General features: G+C 45.0%; 1 tRNA gene and 2 rRNA genes. All 3 read right to left on the reverse strand.

Annotated elements, in window-relative coordinates:
- Positions 1-95 (reverse strand): 23S ribosomal RNA (locus AC3Y23_RS29030); the annotation flags it as partial.
- Between the two features lie 260 nt (positions 96-355).
- Positions 356-431: transfer RNA gene (locus AC3Y23_RS29035), tRNA-Ala, on the reverse strand.
- 100 nt (positions 432-531) lie between these two features.
- Positions 532-613: ribosomal RNA gene (locus AC3Y23_RS29040) — 16S ribosomal RNA — on the reverse strand; the annotation flags it as partial.

Genomic DNA, 613 nt, shown 5'->3' on the forward strand with positions numbered 1-613 from the left:
TGCTTACAGCTCCCCGAGGCAGTTTCGTTGTTCGCCACGTCCTTCGTCGGCTCCTGGCGCCTAGGCATCCTCCGTGTGCTCTTATTAGCTTAACCTCGATTTTTTCCAGAGGAAAAATATCGGACATTTAAAATGGCCCACATCTTCTCTAAGAACTAATCGTATCAACTAATAACTATTTCAACTTGCTCACACAAGTTTCAGCTAAAAGATGTTCTAAAACGCAAATTCGTTTCGGTATCCAGTTTTCAAGGATCAAGTTTCTGTAATCACGTGACAATCACGGCTGTGATGTCAGGAATTACAGACAATATTTTTTTTTTTGTAAAAGACATAACAAATAGATGAAGTTTGTTGGTGGAGCCAAGCGGGATCGAACCGCTGACCTCCTGCTTGCAAGGCAGGCGCTCTCCCAGCTGAGCTATGGCCCCGCAAATTCCATCAAAACTGAACAAATGGATACACGTTTATAGTTTTGGAAGTTAAACTTCCGATTTGAATGTCACCGTTGCAGGTGACGATTCTCCATAGAAAGGAGGTGATCCAGCCGCACCTTCCGATACGGCTACCTTGTTACGACTTCACCCCAATCATCTACCCCACCTTCGGCGGC

The organism is Paenibacillus sp. MAHUQ-45 (assembly GCF_058133325.1).